The 18,271-nt window shown below is 66.7% G+C and carries 14 protein-coding genes; 6 read left to right on the top strand and 8 right to left on the bottom strand.

Going from position 1 to position 18,271, the window contains the following annotated elements; translation table 11 throughout:
* Positions 1 to 18: 18 nt before the first annotated feature.
* Positions 19 to 738: a GntR family transcriptional regulator gene (locus tag ACUSIJ_RS12725; RefSeq protein ID WP_449308775.1), complete on the bottom strand. Its 720-nt coding sequence runs from the start codon at positions 736 to 738 to the stop codon at positions 19 to 21.
* Positions 739 to 1,058: 320 nt separating this feature from the next.
* Here ACUSIJ_RS12725 and ACUSIJ_RS12720 point away from each other — a divergent pair, with 320 nt between their 5' ends.
* Entirely contained in the window at positions 1,059 to 1,790 is a 732-nt protein-coding gene (locus tag ACUSIJ_RS12720) for a hypothetical protein (RefSeq protein WP_449308774.1), read from the top strand.
* Positions 1,791 to 1,820: 30 nt separating this feature from the next.
* On the opposite strand, the gene ACUSIJ_RS12715 is transcribed toward ACUSIJ_RS12720, so the two are convergent.
* Together ACUSIJ_RS12715 and putA are read right to left on the bottom strand one after the other, a co-directional pair.
* Entirely contained in the window at positions 1,821 to 4,079 is a 2,259-nt protein-coding gene (locus ACUSIJ_RS12715) for a TonB-dependent siderophore receptor (RefSeq protein WP_449308773.1), read from the bottom strand.
* A 292-nt stretch (positions 4,080 to 4,371) separates the two neighbouring features.
* Complete coding sequence (gene putA, locus ACUSIJ_RS12710; protein ID WP_449308772.1) at positions 4,372 to 8,109, bottom strand: trifunctional transcriptional regulator/proline dehydrogenase/L-glutamate gamma-semialdehyde dehydrogenase; 3,738 nt, start codon at positions 8,107 to 8,109, stop codon at positions 4,372 to 4,374.
* A gap of 129 nt (positions 8,110 to 8,238) precedes the next feature.
* Here putA and ACUSIJ_RS12705 point away from each other — a divergent pair, with 129 nt between their 5' ends.
* Together ACUSIJ_RS12705 and ACUSIJ_RS12700 are read left to right on the top strand one after the other, a co-directional pair.
* Positions 8,239 to 8,709 (top strand): Lrp/AsnC family transcriptional regulator, encoded by a 471-nt coding sequence (locus ACUSIJ_RS12705; RefSeq protein ID WP_449308771.1) that lies wholly within the window; start codon positions 8,239 to 8,241, stop codon positions 8,707 to 8,709.
* Positions 8,710 to 8,787: 78 nt separating this feature from the next.
* Positions 8,788 to 10,428 (top strand): acyl-CoA synthetase, encoded by a 1,641-nt coding sequence (locus tag ACUSIJ_RS12700; RefSeq protein WP_449308770.1) that lies wholly within the window; start codon positions 8,788 to 8,790, stop codon positions 10,426 to 10,428.
* Between the two features lie 48 nt (positions 10,429 to 10,476).
* Here the strand turns inward: ACUSIJ_RS12700 and ACUSIJ_RS12695 are convergent, their stop codons facing one another.
* The gene (locus ACUSIJ_RS12695) at positions 10,477 to 12,648 is read right to left on the bottom strand and encodes a malate synthase G (RefSeq protein ID WP_449308769.1); all 2,172 of its coding nucleotides are present in this window, start codon (positions 12,646 to 12,648) and stop codon (positions 10,477 to 10,479) included.
* A gap of 206 nt (positions 12,649 to 12,854) precedes the next feature.
* On the opposite strand from ACUSIJ_RS12695, the gene ACUSIJ_RS12690 reads away from it, so the two are divergent.
* Positions 12,855 to 13,703, top strand: coding sequence for a VOC family protein (locus ACUSIJ_RS12690; RefSeq protein ID WP_449308768.1), 849 nt, complete (start codon positions 12,855 to 12,857; stop codon positions 13,701 to 13,703).
* Positions 13,704 to 13,718: 15 nt separating this feature from the next.
* Here the strand turns inward: ACUSIJ_RS12690 and fghA are convergent, their stop codons facing one another.
* The 4 genes from fghA to ACUSIJ_RS12670 all read right to left on the bottom strand — a co-directional run bounded on the left by fghA (position 13,719) and on the right by ACUSIJ_RS12670 (position 16,709).
* Positions 13,719 to 14,555, bottom strand: coding sequence for an S-formylglutathione hydrolase (fghA, locus tag ACUSIJ_RS12685; RefSeq protein ID WP_449308767.1), 837 nt, complete (start codon positions 14,553 to 14,555; stop codon positions 13,719 to 13,721).
* 118 nt (positions 14,556 to 14,673) lie between these two features.
* The gene (locus ACUSIJ_RS12680) at positions 14,674 to 15,786 is read right to left on the bottom strand and encodes an S-(hydroxymethyl)glutathione dehydrogenase/class III alcohol dehydrogenase (protein WP_449308766.1); all 1,113 of its coding nucleotides are present in this window, start codon (positions 15,784 to 15,786) and stop codon (positions 14,674 to 14,676) included.
* A 162-nt stretch (positions 15,787 to 15,948) separates the two neighbouring features.
* Complete coding sequence (locus ACUSIJ_RS12675) at positions 15,949 to 16,236, bottom strand: metal-sensing transcriptional repressor (RefSeq protein WP_449308765.1); 288 nt, start codon at positions 16,234 to 16,236, stop codon at positions 15,949 to 15,951.
* Positions 16,237 to 16,307: 71 nt separating this feature from the next.
* Complete coding sequence (locus ACUSIJ_RS12670; protein WP_449308764.1) at positions 16,308 to 16,709, bottom strand: ketosteroid isomerase-related protein; 402 nt, start codon at positions 16,707 to 16,709, stop codon at positions 16,308 to 16,310.
* Between the two features lie 86 nt (positions 16,710 to 16,795).
* Here ACUSIJ_RS12670 and ACUSIJ_RS12665 point away from each other — a divergent pair, with 86 nt between their 5' ends.
* On the top strand, positions 16,796 to 17,383 hold the full coding sequence (locus ACUSIJ_RS12665) for a GNAT family N-acetyltransferase (protein ID WP_449308763.1): 588 nt from the start codon (positions 16,796 to 16,798) through the stop codon (positions 17,381 to 17,383).
* On the top strand, positions 17,383 to 18,252 hold the full coding sequence (locus ACUSIJ_RS12660; protein ID WP_449308762.1) for a carbon-nitrogen hydrolase family protein: 870 nt from the start codon (positions 17,383 to 17,385) through the stop codon (positions 18,250 to 18,252). Before ACUSIJ_RS12665 ends, ACUSIJ_RS12660 begins: the two co-directional genes overlap by 1 nt.
* Positions 18,253 to 18,271: the final 19 nt, after the last annotated feature.

Below are 18,271 nucleotides of genomic sequence, written 5' to 3'. Positions count from 1 at the left end.
CCTCTCCCCGTGTGCCGGTCAGAAGACCAGCTTTATGTGCGTGGTGCCCGCCTTGACGATGTGCTCGCGCATCAGCCGTTCGGCGAGATCCTCGTCCCGTGCCGTGATGGCGCGCATGATCGCCTCGTGCTCGTGGAACGAGGTGCGCTGCACGTGCGGGCGGGCGAGAACGGCAACCCGCGCCGCGTGGTCGTACATGCGCTGGGAGCTCTGCAGCCGACGCAGGTATTCGCAGCCCGAGGCGTCGTGGATCGTGTCATGGAACGCCTCGTTGAGCTCGATGAGCACGTGCACCTGCCCCGATTCCACGGCCGCGCGCATCTCCTCGATCAGGGCGCGCAGCCTGTCGAAGGCTTCCTCGCCGCCGTGCTTGGCAGCCTGGCGCGCGATGATGCTCTCCAGCGCCGCACGCGCCAGCGTCATTTCCTCCGCCTGCCGGGGGGAGAACGTGACGAAGGTGCCGCGCCGCGCCTCCGTACGCACGAGCCCCTCGCTTTCGAGCTGCCGGAGGGCCTCCTTCAGGGGGCTCGTGCTGGTGCCGAGATCGGCGGCGAGCTTGCGTTCGTTAAGGCGGGAGCCGAGCTTCAACCGCCCGGAGATGATCGCCTGGCGCAGCTCGTCATGGACGTGCTCGCGCAGGCTCTTCAGCTTGATGGGCTCCAGAACGCGCAGTTCGTCTTCCTGCACCGAATTGGCCGTCCTGCCCATCGCATCCCCCTCAGCACGTGTTCTTGGCATGATGGTTACCCGCTGATATGTGATCTGTCAACATCTGATACATCAGATTTCAGTGAGACATTTTCGGCCGTGCACCGCCCGGCCCAGGGGCCGGGATACGTGACCGCACCTTATTTAGGACATAATTGCCGGGGTATATATTGGCAACATTGCGTATATTTTTTCAAAAAATAGGCTTCCATTTATAAATGAAATGCATCATTTCATAAAAAGTATTCGATATAAAGATTAATTGCATATTATAAGAATCTATTAACTGCAATAAAACACTCCTTCCTCCGAATTTTATTTCTTTTCCTATTGATTGAGTGAGGATTATCATGTCTGAATCGATTTCCGCCGTCCGTATCTCTCCGCCGCAGGGTTCGTTCGGAGCCTATGCCTCTTCCGAAACGTCCGTCCCCGATCACGAGTCCAAGCTGAAGCTGTTTCAAACGGTCGCCAACGACGTCGCGGGCAAGGGATACGCCTTCGCCGCCCTTGCCGACGCCAGCGCGGGTGTCGTGGAGGGCAATCTCATGGCGAGAACGAGCGGCAACTGGCTTGCGGACCTGTTCGGCAGGATCGTTTCCTGGATCCGCGACGGCCAGGCCAATAAAAAGATCCGGGATGACTTGCGTTGGACTCTCGGCCAGCACGTTCAACAATGCATTTCGGATACCCGCGAAAGCCTCCACGATCTCACCGCAAAAGCAGCCCCGGACTCCGAACATAGGCCGGACGGGGCGGCTCCCGAAATAGCGCATGAGCCTTCAGCTCAAAAAGTCGCTGCTTCGGATAGCACGCAGCATGAACAGCCGATCACGACAGCCGTCGCAAAGCTTCGCCAGAACCTGAAAAAGATGGAAAATATTCATAAAAATCTACACGTTATTGTCGATCCCGGCACCAGCCGGCCGCTCGACATGCGCGAGGTCAATAAGATTGCGTGCGAAATCCTTACCCTGTCCGAGACGTCGCGCAACCTCAAACGGAGCGCCTTCAATGCGTCGTTATCGGTCTTCTTCGTTGCCTGCGGCCTGCCACCGCTGGGTCAGGAGGTGCCGGCGTAACCGCCGGCGGCCCTTGCCGGTGCCCTCGTCCTACCAGCGGTAGGACAGGGTGCCGAGGATGGTGCGCCGCGGGCCGTAGACGCAGCCGTTGTTCACGGCGTAGCAGCCCGAGATGTATTCCTTGTCGAACAGATTGTTGGCGTTGACCGCCAGGTTGAAGCCCTTCAGCTCGTCGAACCGCGCGCCGAGGTCGTAGGAGATCACCGCGTCGACGAGCGTATAGGCCGGCACGGTGGCGCGCACCGGCGGATAGCCGGCCACGTTGAACCATCCCGTGCTGTCGCCCGGCGTCACGCCGATGTAGCGCACGCCGGCGCCGAACGAGAGGCCGCGCAGCGCGCCCTGCGACACCGTGTAATGGCCCCAGAGCGAGGCCATGTGCTTGGGCACGCCCACCGGCGTGCGCCCGAGCGTGTTGACGTTGTTGTCCTTGGTGATCTTGGCGTCGATGAACGTGTAGGCGCCGATCAGATCGAGCCCTTCGAAGAGATTGGCGCGCACCTCGGCCTCGAAGCCGCGCGAGCGGATTTCGCCGGTCTGCACGCTGAAGGTGGGGTTGACGGGGTCCGACGTCAGCACGTTCGTCTGCGTCAGGTTGAAGGCCGAGAGCCGGATGAAGCTGTTGCGGCCGGTCGGCTGGTACTTCAGGCCGATCTCGTATTGCTCGCCCTCGGAGGGGTCGAACGTGTTGCCCTGAAAATCCGTGCCGCTCACCGGCTCGAACGAGGTCGAGAAGCTGGCGTAGGGCGCAAGGCCGTTGTCGAACAGGTAGACGACGCCGGCATTGCCGCTGAAGGCGTCGTCCGTTTCCTTCGTGCGGTTGAAAGTGGAACTTTCGGGGTTCGCCTGCGCCCTCTGGCGCGTTTCCACCCAGTCCTGACGCACGCCCACCAGGAAGGCCCACTTGCCGAGCCGGATCTGGTCCTGCGCGTAGAGGCCGAGCTGGTTCTGCTCCCGGTCGGTATAGGCGAGCGGCGGCGGCGTGAACGGCTGGTAATAGATCGGCCGGGTGAAGTCGAGCGTCCGCGCCGTGCCGCCGCTGCCCAGCGACCGGTTGGCCCAGCCGTATTGGTAATCGAGACCGAACAGCGCGGTGTGGCTCAGCGCGCCGGTCTCGAAGCGCGCCTCGACCTGGTTGTCGATGACGACGCTGTTCGAGCGCTCGCGCGAATAGGTCGGACGCCGGTTGATGTTGCGCTGGTCCGCGGCAAGGCCGAGGGACGACAGGGTCTTGAAGGTGGATTCGATATGCTGGAAGCGCGCGTTCTGGCGCACCGTCCACGTGTCGTTGACGCGATGCGAGAACTGATAGCCGATCTGGGCCGTGTCGCGGCTGAAGCCCTCGAAAATCGGATCGCCTGGGAAGAACGAACTGCCCATGCGGCCATAAGGGTTGGGCAGCCGGGTGCCGAGCGCCGGCAGGCCGCCGTAGAAACCCGTCTCGGGATCGCGCTGGTAGCTGGAGAGGATCGTCAGCGACGTATCCGCCGTCGGCTGCCATGTCAGCGAGGGGGCGATGAAGATGCGCTCTTCCTTGGTGTGGTCCACCTGCGTGTCCGCCTGGCGCGCGAGCCCGACGATGCGGTAGAGCAGCGTCTTCTGCGGATCGACCGGCCCGCCGATGTCGAAGGCGCCCTGCAGGCGGTTCCACGTGCCGCCCTGCAGCTGGATCTCCCCGTGCGGCGTGGATTGCGGGCGCTTGCTGATCTGGTTGACGATGCCGCCCGGGCTCACCTGGCCGAACAGGACCGAGGCCGGGCCGCGCAGGATTTCGATGCGCTCCAGCCCGTAGACTTCGATGGACGGGATGGCATAGGAAATGCCGCGCGGCAGTTTCAGCCCGTCGAGAAAATTGATGTAGGCCGCCTGCGTGCCGCCGCCGCCGAAACCGCGCAGGAAGATGCTGTCGTAGCGGCCGTTGGTGGGGCGCGTTTCCGAGACGATGCCGGCCGAATAGCGCAGGGCCTGCGAGACGCTCTGCGCGCCCTGGTCGACGATCTGCTGGCGCGGGATGATACTGATGGAGCGCGGCGTCTCAATCAGCGGGGTGTCGGTTTTCGTGCCCGTCGCCGAGCGGCGGGCGATGTAGCCGTCGACCGGGCCGGTCGCCGTTTCGGCCGTGCCCTCGACGACGACGGTATCGAGAACGACGGCATTCGCGCCGTTCTGCCGGGTATCGCCGGCCTGCTGCGCCAGCGCGTGGGAAGTCAGCGCAAGCAGGCTGGCCGTCATCAACAATACCCGCCTGCCGATCCCCGGTGCGGACACCGGTCCCGATACCATGCTCATGGCTGCATACTTTCATCCAGTTGATTTGGACGAAAGATATCGCTTCCAACCCCGATCAAATAGTGCATGTCTGCAACATGCCATCAATAATATTGTTTATAATTATTATAATGCGCAAGTTAATAAAACTTTATATGTCGATGAACACCATGAATACATGAATATCGACACCGAATGCTATCGCGCCTGTTCGCGAGAGGAAGCCACCCGCATGGCTGTCAGAGCCGCGCCCGACGGCGGCGGGCCGGGGGGCGTGGCCCGAGCTGTTGATGATGGACGGCGACATTCCGCCTCAGCCGATGGCCATCAGCGTGGCGTTGCCGCCGGCGGCAGTGGTGTTGATCGAGGTCGACACTTCCTCCGCCAGCCAGTCGAGGCAATACGCGTCGGGATCGGCCGCCAGCGCCTCGCTGGCGGCGGCCTGCACGGGAAAGAGCGGCCCCGGCAGCGCCGCGATGGCCCCGGCAACCGCGCGGGTGCGCGCGCCGTCCCCTTCGATCAGCGCGCCCGCATAGGGGCCTGCTGCCGGCAGGTCGCGTGACCAGGTGAGCCGCGCGCGCACGCTCGCGGGCAGGTCCGGAAAGCCGCTCTCCAGCCCGCTCGCCGCATCCGCCACGACGCTGTTGCCGGTGGCGAGGGCCGCCGCCAGTTGGCGGATGAAGCCCGCGCGCGTCTGAGGAAGAACCAGAACCCGTCCGCGCGGGCGCAGCGCATAGAGGTTGCGCTCGCCCACCGGCCCCGGCAGCTCGCGCGCGAGCCCGACAAGCGAGCGGCCGCCTGCGTGCCGCGCCGCCGCGGCTTCCCCGGCCGCGCCTTGCGCCTCCAGCCAGCCGGCGAAATCGGCCAGCGCCGGGTCGGGAGGCGGGGCGCCGTCCCGGGGCAGGTCCGGCGGCGTGGCGACGAGGCGCCCGAGATAGAGCGGCCCGCCCGCCTTCGGCCCGGTGCCCGACAGCCCGCGTCCGCCGAACGGCTGCACGCCGACGACCGCGCCGATGATGTTGCGGTTGACGTAGAGATTGCCCGCCTCCACCCGGGACGTGACATGGGCGATGGTCTCGTCGAGGCGCGTGTGCAGGCCGAAGGTGAGGCCGTAGCCGGTGGCGTTGATGGCGTCGATCACCGCATCGATCTCCTCGCGCCGGTAGCGGACGACATGCAGCACGGGCCCGAACACCTCGCGCGTCAGCTGCGCGAGCGAGTCGATCTCGATGATGGTCGGCGGCACGAACGTGCCGTGCCGGGTCTCGCCGGCGGGATGGATCTGCTCGATGGAAGCGCCGAGGCCGCGCATCTTCTCGACATGCGCCGCGATGGTCTCCTTCGCCTCCTCGGTGATGACCGGGCCGACATCGACGGCGAGCCGGTCCGTGCGGCCGATGGAGAGCTCGTGCAGTGCCCCCTTCAGCATCGCGAGCGTGCGCTCGGCGATCTCCTCCTGCAGGAAGAGCACGCGCAGCGCCGAGCAGCGCTGGCCGGCGCTGTCGAAGGCGGAGACGATGACGTCGGCGACGACCTGCTCGGCGAGCGCGGACGAATCCACGATGAGCGCGTTCTGCCCGCCCGTCTCCGCGATCAGCGGGACGGGCTTGCCCCTCGCCGACAGCCGGCCGGCCAACGTCTTCTGGATGAGCCGCGCCACCTCGGTGGAGCCGGTGAACATCACGCCCTGGACTTCGGGGGCCGCGACGAGCGCCGCCCCCACGCGCCCGTCGCCGGGCAGCAGCTGGAGCGCGCCGCGCGGCACGCCGGCCGCGTGCAGGATGCGCACGCCCTCGGCCGCGATCAGCGGCGTCTCTTCCGCCGGCTTCGCCAGCACCGGATTGCCCGCGACGAGCGCCGCCGCGATCTGGCCGGTGAAGATGGCGAGCGGGAAGTTCCACGGGCTGATGCAGACGACGGGGCCGATCGGCGCATGGGCGGGCGTGAGCGTCGCGCGCGCCCGTTCGGCATAGTAGCGCAGAAAATCGATCGCCTCGCGCACCTCCGCGATGGCGTTGGGCAGGGATTTTCCCGCCTCGCGGGCGATGAGCCCGAGCAGGGCCGGCATGCGCGCCTGCATGATGTCGGCGGCGCGTTCGAGCGCCGCTGCGCGCTCGGTGACCGGCTCCCGCGCCCATTCCTGCGCCGCCCCGGCAGCGAGGGAGACCGCGCGCGAGACGTCCGCATCCGACGTCTCGACCACCCGGCCGACGATATCCCGGCGGTCGCCCGGATTGCGCACCTCGCGCGCCTCGCCCGCGCCCTCGCCATCCGCGAGCAGCGGAACCGCCGACCAGTCGGTCGCCACGCCCGCGCGCAGCGTCTCGCCGAGTTCCGCGAGCGTCGCCTCGTTCGACAGGTCGAGGCCGGCGGAGTTTTTCCGGGACGCCCCGAACAGGTCTTCCGGCAGCGCGATCTGCTCGTGTTTCGCCCCCACGACGGGCAGCGCCTTCGCCAGATCGACCGGATCGGCGACGAGCTCCGCCACCGACACGGCCGGATCCCCGATCCGGTGCACGAAGGAGGCGTTGGCGCCGTTCTCCAGCAGGCGGCGCACCAGATAGGCGAGCAGCGTCTCGTGCGTGCCGACCGGCGCGTAGATGCGGCAGGGACGGTCGAGCTTGTCCGGCCCGACGACCTCCTCGTAGAGGGGTTCACCCATGCCGTGCAGGCACTGGAACTCGTACTGGCCGGTGCTGAACGGCGCGCCCGCCACCTCGCCCGCCAGATGATAGACCGTGGCGAGGGTCTGCGCATTGTGGGTCGCGAACTGCGGGAACACCGCATCCGTCGCGGCGAGCAACTTGCGGGCGCAGGCGATATAGGACACGTCGGTGTGGTTCTTGCGGGTGAACACCGGGAAATCCGCGAGGCCGTCGACCTGGGCGCGCTTGATCTCCGCGTCCCAGTAGGCTCCCTTCACCAGACGCACCATGATGCGCCGCCCGGCCCGGCGCGCGAGGTCGATGAGATAGTCGATCACGGCCGGGCAGCGCTTGCCGTAGGCCTGCACCACAAAGCCGATGCCGTCCCAGCCGGCAAGGTCCGGATCGAGGGCGAGCTCCTCCAGCAGGTCGAGCGACAGTTCCAGCCTGTCCGCCTCCTCGGCGTCGATGTTGAGACCGATGTCGTAGCCTTTCGCGAGTCCCGCCAGCGCCTTCACCCGCGGCAGCAGCTCGGCCATGACGCGCCCGGCCTGCGCGCGGGCGTAGCGGGGATGCAGCGCCGAGAGCTTGATCGAGATGCCGGGACCGTCATGGATGCCCCGCCCCGCCGATGCCTTGCCGATGGCGTGGATGGCGTTCTCGTAAGCCTCGTAGTAGCGGCGCGCGTCGGCGGCGGTGGTCGCGGCCTCGCCGAGCATGTCGTAGGAGTAGCGAAAGCCCTTCTCCTCCAGCTCGCGCGCGCGCCGCAGCGCCTCGTCGATGGTCTGGCCGGTGACGAATTGCTCGCCCATCAGCCGCATCGCCATGTCGACGCCGTGGCGGATGACCGGCTCGCCGCAGCGGGCGATGAGCCTCGTCAGCGCCGAGGCGAGACCGCGCTCCTTCACCGTCGCGGTGAGCTTGCCGGTGACCACGAGCCCCCACGTCGCCGCGTTGACGAACAGCGACCTGCCCGTGCCCAGATGCGAGCGCCAGTCGCCGGTGGCGATCTTGTCGCGGATGAGCGCGTCGCGCGTGGCGGTGTCGGGAATGCGCAGCAGGGCCTCGGCCAGGCACATCAGCGCCACGCCCTCCTGGCTGGAGAGTGCATATTCCTGCACCAGCCCCTCGACGCCGGAGCCCCTGTGCTTGCCGCGCAGGGCCGTTATCAGCGCGCTCGCGGTCGCGGCGATGCGCGCCCGCGTTTCAGCCCCCAGCGTCGCCGCTTCGATGAGGGGCGCCACGCACTGCGGCTCCGGCAGCCGATAGGCCGCCGTGACAGCGCGCCGGAGCGCGCCTTGCTGCCGCACCGGCGGCGCGAACGCGGCGAACACATCCCGCGCGGCGGCGTCGGCACGCGCCGCCCCGGATGCATTCCCCGCCGTGATCTCCGGACTGTCTGCCATCGCTATACGGCCCCTCGTTCATTTTCCCGACCCGAAGAGAATAGCACCGTCCGTCACGCCATTCTCGCTTGAATTATCGGCAGAGGCAGGTAATTTATCCATTATTCGATGCATTTTCAGGAAAATCGGATGATGAATCCGCCCGATACAGCGCAACTCGACCAGATCGACAGAAAAATCATCGCGGCGCTGAGCGAGGACGGGCGCATGTCCATCACCAGCCTGTCGGCGCGGGTCGGCCTGTCGAAGACGCCCTGTCAGGCGCGCCTGAAACGCCTCGTCGACCAGGGCTACATCATCGGTTTCAGCGCCGTCCTCAATCCGCAGCAATTCGGCCTCGATCACATCGCCTTCACCGAGGTTAAGCTCTCGGACACGCGCGAACAGGCGCTGCAGGAATTCAACGCGGCGGTGCGCCGGCTGCGCGAGGTCGAGGAATGCCACATGATCGCGGGCGCGTTCGACTATCTGCTGAAGGTGCGCACGGCGAGCATCAGGAATTACCGCCTCGTGCTCGGCGAGAAGATATCGAACCTGCCCCACGTCGCCAGCACGTCGACCTACGTCGTCATGCAGGCCGTGAAGGAAAGAGGGTTCTGATCGGCGCGGGCCTTCAACTTTCGGCGTGATGACGCCTGTCTGCAACTGTGCATAATCGCGCCACACGGAGGAAGCCTCATGTCCAATCCATACGCCACCGATCTCGACAAGAACCCGGCCAATTACCAGCCGCTGACGCCTCTTTCCTACCTGGAGCGCGCGGCGAAGGTGTTTCCCTCCCAGGTGGCCATCATCCACGGCGCAGCGCGCTGGACGTACGGCGAATTCTGGCGCCGTTCGCTCAGGCTCGCCTCGGCGCTGGCCAGGCACGGCATCGGCAAGGGCGACACCGTGTCGGTGATGCTGTCCAACACCCCGCCCATGCTGGAGGCGCATTTCGGCGTGCCGATGGTCAAGGCCGTGCTGCATTCGCTCAACACGCGGCTCGACGCGCCCATCATCGCCTTCCAGCTCGACCATGCCGAGACGAAAGTGCTCATCGTCGACCGCGAGTTCGCCGGCGTCGTGAAGGAGGCGCTCGCCCTCGCCAGCGTCAAGCCGCTCGTCATCGACTTCGACGATCCGGAATATGGCGACGACGCGCCCTATCCCAAGCAGGAGCGCATCGGCACCCTCGACTACGAGGATTTCGTGACCTCCGGCGACGAGGACTTCGCCTGGTTGCGCCCCGACGACGAATGGGACGCCATCGCCCTCAACTACACGTCGGGCACCACCGGCAATCCCAAGGGCGTGGTCTACCATCACCGCGGCGCGGCGCTGATGGCCTACACCAACACGATCCACGCCGGGCTCGGCCGGTATCCGGTCTATCTGTGGACGCTACCGATGTTCCACTGCAACGGCTGGTGCTTCCCGTGGACGCTGGCGCTGACGGCGGGCACGCACGTGTGCCTGCGCTGGGTGCGGGCGAAGGCGATCTATGCCGCCATCGCCGACCACGGCGTCACGCATCTGTGCGGCGCGCCGATCGTCATGTCGGCGCTGCTCAGCGCCCCGGCCGCCGACAAGCGGACCTTCCCGCAGACGGTGACGTTCAACACCGCCGCCGCGCCGCCGCCGGAATCGGTGCTCGCCGGCATGGCGGAGGCGGGCTTTGCCGTCACCCATCTCTACGGGCTGACCGAGACCTATGGCCCGTCCGTCGTCAACGAGTGGCAGCCGGAGTGGGATGCGCTCGACAGCGAGGCCCGCGCGGCGAAGAAGGCGCGCCAGGGCGTGCGCTACGCCGCTCTGGACGACATCGCGGTGATCGACCCGGTCACGCTGGAGAAGGTGCCCGCCGATGGCGAGACCATCGGCGAGGTGGTGTTCCGCGGCAACATCGTCATGAAGGGCTATCTCAAGAACGCCGCCGCCACCGAGGAGGCGTTCGCCGGCGGCTGGTTCCATTCGGGCGATCTCGGCGTCCTGTACCCGGACGGCTACATCCAGCTCAGGGACCGCTCCAAGGACATCATCATCTCGGGCGGCGAGAACATATCCTCGATCGAGGTCGAGGACGCGCTCTACCGGCATCCGGCCGTCGGTGCCTGCGCCGTCGTCGCCAAGCCGGACGAGAAATGGGGCGAGACGCCCGTGGCCTATGTCCACCTGAAACCCGGCGCCACGGCGACGGAGGAGGAACTGCTCGCCCATTGCCGCGAGCATCTCGCCCGGTTCAAGTGTCCGCGCACGGTGGTCTTCACCGAGCTGCCGCAGACCTCGACGGGCAAGATCCAGAAGTTCAGGCTGCGCGAGCTGGCCAAGAGCCTCTAAAATACGAAAGGCCGATGAGCATGGCTCATCGGCCTTTCCTCGATTGAATCAGCCGGCGAGCTTCGCCTTCAGCTCCAGCCGGCGGGCGTGCAGCACCGGCTCGGTGTAGCCGTTGGGCTGCTCGCGGCCCTTCAGCACCAGATCGAGCGCCGCCTGGAAGGCGACGGAGCCGTCGAAATCGGCGGCCATCGGCCGATAGAGCGGATCGCCGGCGTTCTGGCCATCGACAACGGCCGCCATGCGCCGGAAGGTCTCCAGCACCTGCTCCCGACTCACCACGTTGTGATGCAGCCAGTTGGCGATGTGCTGGGCGGAGATGCGCAGCGTCGCGCGGTCTTCCATCAGGCCGACGTTGTTGATGTCCGGCACCTTGGAGCAGCCCACGCCCTGATCGATCCAGCGCACGACGTAGCCGAGGATGCCCTGGGCGTTGTTGTCGAGCTCGCGCTGGATTTCCTCCGCCGTCCAGTTCGGCCGCGTCGCCACCGGCACGGAGAGGATGTCGGAGAGCCTGGCGCGCGGGCGGCTCCGGAGGTTCTCCTGCACGGCCGCGACGTCGACCTTGTGGTAATGGGTCGCGTGCAGGGTCGCCGCCGTCGGCGAGGGCACCCACGCGGTGTTGGCGCCGGCCCTCGGGTGGGCGATCTTCTGTTCCAGCATGGCGGCCATCAGGTCCGGCATGGCCCACATGCCCTTGCCGATCTGCGCGTGGCCCGACAGGCCGCATTCGAGGCCGATGTCGACGTTCCAGTTCTCGTAGGCGGCGATCCACGGCGCCTGCTTCATGTCGCCCTTGCGGATCATGGGGCCGGCTTCCATCGAGGTGTGGATCTCGTCGCCGGTGCGGTCGAGGAAGCCCGTGTTGATGAACGCGACGCGTTCGCGTGCCTCGCGGATCGACGCCTTGAGGTTGACCGTCGTGCGGCGCTCCTCGTCCATGATGCCCACCTTGATCGTGTTGGCCGGCAGCCCCAGCGCCTCCTCCACACGCGAAAACAGCTCGGACGTGAAGGCGACCTCTTCCGGGCCGTGCATCTTCGGCTTCACCACGTAGACGGAGCCGCTGCGCGAGTTCTGCCGCCGGCCGTTGGGGCCGATGTCATGGAGTGCGATCAGCACCGTGACGAGCGCGTCCAGGATGCCCTCCTGCACCTCGCGACCTTCCCGGTCGAGCACCGCGGGGTTGGTCATCAGATGGCCGACGTTGCGCACCAGCATGAGCGAGCGGCGCTTCAGCACGAAGCCGGAGCCGTCGGGGGCCGTGTACTCCGTGTCCGGGTTGAGCGCGCGGGTGAAGGTCTTGCCGCCCTTGGTCACCTCCTCGGTGAGGTCGCCCTTCAGCAGGCCGAGCCAGTTGCGGTAGACGACGACCTTGTCCTCGGCGTCCACGGCCGCGACCGAATCCTCGCAGTCCATGATCGTGGTGATCGCCGACTCCAGCCAGACATCGGCGATGTGCGCCGGGTCGTCCTTGCCGATCGCGGCCGCGGCGTCGATCAGGATCTCGACATGCAGGCCGTTCTTGCTGAAGAGCAGGCGGGAAGGTGCTGCAATGTCGCCGAGGTAGCCGGCGAACTGCGCCGGAACGGCGAGCGCCGCCGTTGCGCCGTTGCGCAGCGTGACGGTGAGCGCGCCCGCCGCCACGGTGAACGAGGCAGCGTCCGTCCAGCTCGCGCCGGCAAGCGGCACGGACTCGTCGAGGAAATCGCGCACCCAGGCGATGACCTTCGCGCCGCGCACCGGATTGTAGCCCTTGCCCTTCTCGGCGCCGTCCGTTTCGGGAATGGCGTCCGTGCCATAGAGCGCGTCATAGAGCGAGCCCCAGCGGGCGTTGGCGGCGTTGAGCGCATAGCGGGCGTTCGAGACCGGCACGACGAGCTGCGGCCCGGCGATCTCGGCGATCTCGGGGTCGACGTTCTCGGTCGAGACGCTGAAATCGGGGCCTTCCGGCAGCAGGTAGCCGATCTCGCGCAGGAAATTCTCATAGGCGTCCTGATCGGCCGGCGCGCCGTTGGCGCGATACCAGTCGTCGAGCTTCGCCTGCAGGGCGTCGCGCTTCGCGAGCAGGTCGCGATTCCTGGGCGTGAGATCGTGCACGATCTGCGAGAACGCGGAGAAGAAACGGTCGGCATCGACACCCGTGCCGGGCAGCGCCTCCTTCACGAGGAAGTCGTGCAGCTCCTCATCTATCGCCAAACCAAAACGATCTATCCTGGCCATTCGTGCCTCCCGGGTTCCATGCTTCGCTAGATGTCTCCCCCGCGCCGACATCAATAACAATTGGCGCAAATGTTAAATGACTTCTGCCGTGGATGAAACAATAGCGGCCGAAGCCGGCCCTGGCTACCGGCCCATCCGCCGCTGGACACGGCCGTGCGCCGCGTTGCACTATGCCGCCCGGCCCCTTCCCGCCGATGAGGACGATCATGACGAGGCTCATTCCACGCATCGACCACGTGCTGGTGAACGTCAACGACAGGCTCGACGAGGCCGTGCGAACCTACGAGCGCCTCGGCTTTGTCCTGACCCCGCGCGGCCACCATTCGCTGGGATCGAGCAACCATCTGGCGGTATTCGGCGACGACTATCTGGAACTGGTCGGATACGAGCCGCAGAATGCGGAGAAGGCCGCGGGTGCCTGGGGAGATGTGACGGGCCTGGCGGGCCTCGCCTTCAGGGCGGACGACGCCGGGGCGCTGGACGCCGATCTCCGCGCCCGGCGCATCCCGCTGAAGGACGGAGCCCCGCTGGCGCTGTCGCGTCCGGTGGAGCTGCCGGACGGCACCACGCGCGACGCGCGCTTCGGCATCGTCCATCTCGATCCCCGCGCGGCGGAGAGCGGACGCATCTTCTTCTGCCAGCATCTCGACCCCGATCTCGTCTGGCGCAGCGAGTGGCAGCGCCATCCCAATGCCGCGACGGGGGTCGCGCGCCTCGTGATCGCCGCCCGCGATCCGGCGCGCTCGGTCGGTCTGCTCGCCGACATCTTCGGAGCGGACCGGATCGAGGCCATCGAAGGCGGACAAAGGTTCCGTGCCGAGGGGGCGGATATCGACTACCTGCGGCCCGACGCCGTCCGGGCCGCGTTCGGCGACAACCTCCCGGCCGGAACGGACACGGCCGACCGGAAGATCGCACTGGTATTGCGGACAGCCTCGCGCGCGACCGCGCGTCAGGCGCTGGAACGGGGCGGCATCGGTTTCACGGCGCGGCCGGACGGCGCCCTGCTGGTGCCCGCCCGCCTCGCCGCCGGCGCCGTTCTCGCTTTCGAGTGACCCGCCCGCGAGACGTCAACGCCCCAGGCGTTCCGCGTGCCAGGCTATGTGGTCGGCCATGAAGGTCGAGATGAAATTGTAGGAATGATCGTAGCCGTCGCGGGCGTTCAGCGACAGCGCGATGTCCGCTTCGAGGCACGCCTTGAGCAGAAGCCACGGCCGCAATCCGTTGGCGAGGAACGGATCGGCGGAGCCCTGGTCGACCAGGATCTCGTCCACCCGAAAACCGTCTTCGATCAGGCTGACGGTGTCGTAGGCCCGCCAGTTCGCCGCCTCGGTGCCGAGATATTTTTCGAAGGCGGGCCGCGACCAGTCGGCGGTCGAGGGCTGGACGATTGGCGCGAAGGCCGAGACCGACCGGAAGCGCTGCGGGTGCTTGAGCGCGAGCGTCAGCGCGCCATGCCCGCCCATCGAATGGCCGAAGATGCCCTGCCGGCCGAGGTCGACGGGAAATTCCGCCCCTACGAGGTCGGTCAGTTCCGACAGGATATAGCGCTGCATGTTATAGTGCCGGGAATACGGCGCCTGTGTCGCGTCGAGGTAGAAGCCAGCGCCCTGGCCGAACTGCCAGTTGTCCTTCTCGTCCGGCACGTCCTCGCCGCGCGGGCTCGTGTCCGGGCAGATCACCGCCACGCCGAGCGCCGAGGCCGCGCGGCGGTACTCGCCCTTGTCCATGACGTTCTGATGGGTGCAGGTGAGCCCCGACAGATACCACAGCAGCGGCACCTTCTCGCCCTGTGCCCGGGGCGGGAGGTAGAGCGCGAAGGTCATGTCGCACCCACAGGCGTCCGACGCGTGGGAATGGACGTGCTGGACGCCGCCAAAGGCCTTGCTGGCCGATATCTGCTTCATCGTGTCTCACCCTTCCGTCATGCGTTGCGGGCCGCGCCGGACCACCGGCGGCTGCTTGGAGCGCGTTCCGATCAAATGGAATCATTTGATCGACAGGAATTCGCTCAAAATCAAGGCGTTAGAACGTAACGACGGACCTGATCGACTTGCCCTCGTGCATCAGGTCGAAGGCCGTGTTGATCTCGTCGAGCGGCATGGTGTGGGTGATCAGGTCGTCAATGTTGATCTTGCCGTCCATGTACCAGTCGACGATCTTCGGCACGTCGGTGCGCCCGCGCGCGCCGCCGAAGGCCGTGCCCTTCCAGACGCGGCCGGTGACGAGCTGGAACGGGCGCGTCGCGATCTCCTTGCCCGCCTCCGCCACGCCGATGATGATGGATTCGCCCCAGCCCCTGTGGCAGCATTCCAGCGCCTGGCGCATCACGTTGACGTTGCCTGTGGCGTCGAACGAGAAGTCGGCCCCGCCGTCGGTGAGGTCCTGAATGGCCTGCACCACCTTGTCGTTGCCCACTTCGATCGGATTGACGAAGTCCGTCATGCCGAACTTCTCGGCCATGGCGCGCTTGGCCGGGTTGATGTCCACGCCGATGATCCTGTCGGCGCCCACCATGCGCGCGCCCTGAATGACGTTGAGGCCGATGCCGCCGAGGCCGAACACGACGACATTCGCCCCCGGCCACACCTTCGCGGTGTAGATCACCGCGCCGATGCCGGTGGTGACGCCGCAGCCGATGTAGCAGATCTTGTCGAACGGCGCGTCCTCGCGCACCTTCGCCACCGCGATCTCGGGCAGCACCGTGAAGTTCGAGAACGTCGAGCAGCCCATGTAGTGGAACACCTCGCCGCCGTCGCAGGCGAAGCGCGTCGTCCTGTCCGGCATCAGCCCCTGCCCCTGCGTCGCGCGGATCGCGGTACAGAGGTTGGAGCGGCGCGACAGGCACGTCTTGCACTGGCGGCATTCGGGCGTGTAGAGCGGGATGACGTGGTCGCCCGGCTTCAGCGCGGTGACGCCCTCCCCGACCTCGCGCACGATGCCGGCCCCCTCGTGGCCGAGGATCGCAGGGAACTTGCCCTCCGAATCCAGTCCCGACAGGGTATAGGCGTCGGTATGGCAGACGCCGGTCGCGATGATCTCGACCAGCACCTCGCCAGCCTTCGGCCCGTCGACCTCGACGGTCTCGATCGACAGCGGCTTGTTCGCCTCCCAGGCAACGGCTGCACGTGATTTCATGACGATGTTCCCTTCCGGTTCGCTAAAGCAGTTTGCGTTTGATCTGAGCATCAAATTAAACGCAAGTTGCGGAAAACGATAGAAATGAGAGCGGGTTGCGCAACAGACCCCGATTCGACAAGCGCGCAATCCGCTCTGTTTCCCAAAACCCGTTCGGCCGCGTTATCTGAGATAGGTCCGCAGCAGCCGCATGATCGCGTCGATATCCGCCTCCGGCTCCGGCACGGCTATGCCGGCCTCGTCACGCTGCCGCCCGAAGGTTTCACGCAGATGACTTTCCAGCACTTCGGCCATCAGTCCGTTGGCCGCGCCGCGCAACGCCGCGATCTGCTGCAGCAGCGCGCCGCATTCGGTGCCGGCCGCCACCGCGCGCTCCAGAGCCTCGGCCTGCCCTCTGATCCGGCGCAGGCGCGTCAGGGCGCGCTTCTTCTCCTCGGGCGAATGCGGCATGAGACCTCCCCTCGGCCGGATGACTATATACCATTCCCTTCCGTCCGCCGCCGGGTCCCCCGGCCGGCCGCTCACCCGCCGACCTGGGCGATCCAGTTGTTGAGGTTGTAGTAATTGGTGATGCGGGCGACCTTGCCGTCGCGGATCTCGAAGAACGCGCCCGCCGGCAGGACGTATTGCTGCCCCTTCGCCTCCGGCAGGCCCTCGTCGGTCTGCAGATACGCGCCGTGGACGACGAACTCCGCTGCGCCGCGCGTCCCGTCCGCGCCTTCCAGAATGACGATGTCGGTCAGCGTTTCCCGATAGCTGCGGTTCATGCGATCGAGAAAGGCCCGGAAGGCCTCCTTGCCGATCTGCCGCTCGCCCTGGTTGATGTCGTGCACCACGTCCTCGGTGAGCAGGGCGAGGAAGCCTTCCACGTCCCCCCGGTTGAAGGCGTCGTAATAGGCGCGGATGGTCTCGCCGGCGCTCATGGTGTCCCCTTCCCGCAAATCCGATGGATAACGATTCGAAGATACTCTATACCAGTATCCGGGGGTGGCAGGAAAGGGGAGCGAAGATGCAGATAATCGTTCGGCAGGGCGAGGCGGCGGCCCCCTATATCGACGATCTCGCGCGCCTGCGCATCACGGTGTTCCGCGCCTTTCCCTATCTCTACGAGGGAACGGAGGACTACGAGCGGCGCTACCTCGCGACCTATGCCCGGTCAGTGGAAAGCCTCTTCGTGCTGGCGCTCGACGGCGAGACGGTCGTCGGCGCCTCGACGGGCATTCCCATGGGCGAGGAGACGGAGGCGTTCAAGGCGCCCTTCCTCGACGGCGGCTGGAACCCCGAACGCATTTTCTATTTCGGCGAGTCCGTGCTGCTGTCCGCCTATCGCGGGCGGGGGATCGGCGTGCGCTTCTTCGAGGAGCGGGAGGCCCACGCCCGCCGTCTCGGCCGCTTCGACTATTGCTGCTTCTGCGCCGTGGAGCGCCCCGCCGACCATCCGCTGCGGCCCGCCGGTTACGAGCCGCTCGATGCATTCTGGAACCGGCGCGGCTATCGCCATCATCCGGAGCTGCGCACCGCGTTCACCTGGCGCGACGTCGGCGACGACACGGAAACCGCCAAGCCGATGTCGTTCTGGCTGAAGGAGATCCGGTGATGGTGGCCTTCGCCTCCTGCCAGTATGCGATATCGCTGTTCGATGGCTGGGAAGCCTATGCGGCGCATCTCGATACGCTTTCGGCCGAGGCCGCCGGCAACGGGGCCGAGCTGCTGCTGCTGCCGGAATACGCCGCCATGGCGCTGACGGGCCTCCTGCCGGAGGACGAGCGCGGCGACCTCGCCAAGTCGATCGCCGGCATCCAGCCGCTCATTCCCCGCTGGCTCGCCTTGTCCGCCGACGTCGCCCGCAGGCACCGCGTCCATTTCTGCCCCGGCTCGGCCCCGGTGCTGGACCCGGACGGGAAATACCGCAACCGCGCCTTCCTGTTCGGCCCGGACGGACCGCTCGGCCATCAGGACAAGCTTGTCATGACCCGCTTCGAGCGGGAGCAGTGGTTCATCGCCGGCGGCGTCGAGGGGCTGCGCGTCTTCGATACGCCCTTCGGCCGGCTCGGCATCCTGATCTGCTACGACAACGAGTTTCCGATCCCGGCCCGGCGGCTCGCGGAGATGGGGGCCGATCTCGTTCTCGCGCCGAGCTGCACGGATACCGAGGCCGGCTATCACCGCGTGCGCATCGGCGCGCAGGCGCGCGCGCTCGAAAACCAGTTCGCGGTGCTCGTCTCATCGACGGCGGGCATGGCCCCGTGGTCGCCGGCGGTCGACGAGAATTACGGCCGCGCCGCCCTCTACGTGCCGGCCGACCGCGGCATGCCGCCCGACGGCGTCTTCGCCGAGAGCGAGGCGATCTGCACCGCAACGAGCCGCTGGCTCCATGGAGACATCGACCTCGCCCGCGTCAGGGCGCTGCGCCGCGAGGGGCAGGTGGCGCTTTTCCGCGACTGGCCGGAGCAGTTCGATATCTGAAGCCGGCGCGTCCGCACCG

The organism is Pseudochelatococcus sp. B33 (genome assembly GCF_053570585.1).
This window is presented reverse-complemented; position numbering and strand designations above follow the sequence as displayed.